This window comes from Mycobacterium sp. ABE4_509, from assembly GCF_056160785.1.
Genome location: NZ_JBSWXU010000289.1, coordinates 1 through 1618, shown reverse-complemented (window position 1 = coordinate 1618; position 1618 = coordinate 1). Strand labels below are relative to the sequence as shown.

Sequence of the window (1618 nt, the reverse complement as noted above, 5' to 3'; positions counted from 1 at the left end):
TTGGCCGGGTCCGCGGCAGATCTACCGTGCGTCGGGACTGTCCCCGATGCAGTACGAATCCGCGCACAAGCGCCGCGACGGCGGCATCAGCCGTGAAGGCAGCGTGGCGTTGCGCCGAGCTTTGATCGACCTCGGCATCGGTCTGTGGCTCAACGACCCGGCCGCAAAGAACTACGCCCACGGACTCAAAGACCGCGGAAAGCACGGGGGCGTCGTGGCCTGCGCGTTGGCCCATCGTGCCAACCGCATCGCCCACGCACTCGTTCGCGACCACGTCACCTACGAGCCGACGCGCTGGGCCTAAATCCCTGACACACCCTCCCGCGAAAGGACCGATCAGAACCCTTCACAATCCCCGTCGGTAGTGCCACGCTAAGCGGACGGGACGAAGGGCCGGATCAGATGCCGTGACCGCTATGGCGGATCCCTCACCCGGGGTTACGCCGCGCCTAGCTTGGCACCCGGCCCTTCGCCTCCACGGCAGCCCGAACGACGCCAGATAACCCCCACCGAGGTTGCATACGTCAGCGTGGGCGCCAGGCACCCGCCCCTTTACTCAGCATCACCACCGTCGCGCGAAACCAACACCCCAACCAGGGGGTGTCAACCGACTACGGCCTCCACACCTCTTGACTCGACCTACAGCCAGCTAGGACTTCTTGGCCTTGCTGGCCGCCGACTTCTCCGTCGAGGCCCCCTCGTTGGACAGCTGCCCGCCCGAGTTCTCCAGGTGCGCCCGCACGAACCACTGGAACTTCTCCATCTCACCGGTGTGCTCTATCAGCATGTCCTGCGAGATCAGGTCCAGTTCCTCGAGTTGCTCGATGGCCTTGCGGGTGTCCTCGATGACTCCGGTGTAGACCAGGTCGAGGGCAGCCAGGTGCGCCTGGACGGTGTCACGGCCCACCGAGTAGTCGTCCCAGGTGCGGTCGTTGAGGATCGCCCCGGGGGTGCCCTGCGGCGAGAGCCCCAGTGCCGCGATGCGCTCAGCGGCCGCATCGGCGTAGCCGCGGATCAGCTCGACCTGGGGGTCGATCATCTCGTGGACACCGATGAAGTTGGGCCCCACGACATTCCAGTGCACATGCTTGAGCGTCAGGTGCAGGTCGTTGTACCTGCTGAGCGCCTTCTGAAGTAGCTCGGCGACCTCGGTGCCCTGCTTGTCGGTGAGTCCGGGAACGGTGAATGTGGTCATATCAACTCCTTCGCTCGTCGGCCACCGTGTACCCGGGCCCGCGCCGCGATAATCACCGCGCGAACCACGTCACATTCCGGCCAGATTCGGAATCGGCATCCTCGGCCCCAACCGGGGATTGACCGCCAGGCCGCTGGCCTCCAGCAGGCGCACCGCGCGGTGCCGGTGCGGACGTAGCGGTTCGAGCAACGCCACCATCTGGGCGTCGTCGATCGGGTGCCCGAGCAGGCTTCGGCCCACCACGGTGGCCAGGTGGTAGTCACCCACCGACAACGCGTCGGCGTCGCCGAAGGCGCGTTGAGCGGTTTCGGCCGCCGTCCACTCCCCCACCCCGGGCAGCGAGGTCAACGCCCGGCGGGCGGCCGGCGCAGGCCGGCCGGCCAGGCGTTCCAGGGCGTCGGCCCGCTGGGCGCAGCCCACCAC

3 protein-coding genes are annotated in these 1618 nt (G+C 67.4%); 1 reads left to right on the top strand and 2 read right to left on the bottom strand.

Going from position 1 to position 1618, the window contains the following annotated elements:
* Positions 1 to 304: transposase (locus ACXAID_RS28030; protein ID WP_475025426.1), on the top strand; the 304-nt coding region annotated here is incomplete at its 5' end.
* A 345-nt stretch (positions 305 to 649) separates the two neighbouring features.
* Here the strand turns inward: ACXAID_RS28030 and ACXAID_RS28025 are convergent.
* Together ACXAID_RS28025 and ACXAID_RS28020 are read right to left on the bottom strand one after the other, a co-directional pair.
* Positions 650 to 1195 (bottom strand): Dps family protein, encoded by a 546-nt coding sequence (locus ACXAID_RS28025; protein ID WP_475025425.1) that lies wholly within the window; start codon positions 1193 to 1195, stop codon positions 650 to 652.
* Positions 1196 to 1264: 69 nt separating this feature from the next.
* The coding region (locus tag ACXAID_RS28020; protein ID WP_475025424.1) for a DNA glycosylase family protein at positions 1265 to 1618 on the bottom strand (354 nt) is incomplete at its 5' end.

Bases quoted from the DNA above. Each gene is read 5' to 3' on its own strand.
- ACXAID_RS28025 (WP_475025425.1), bottom strand. From the start codon at position 1,195: ATGACCACATTCACCGTTCCCGGACTCACCGACAAGCAGGGCACCGAG.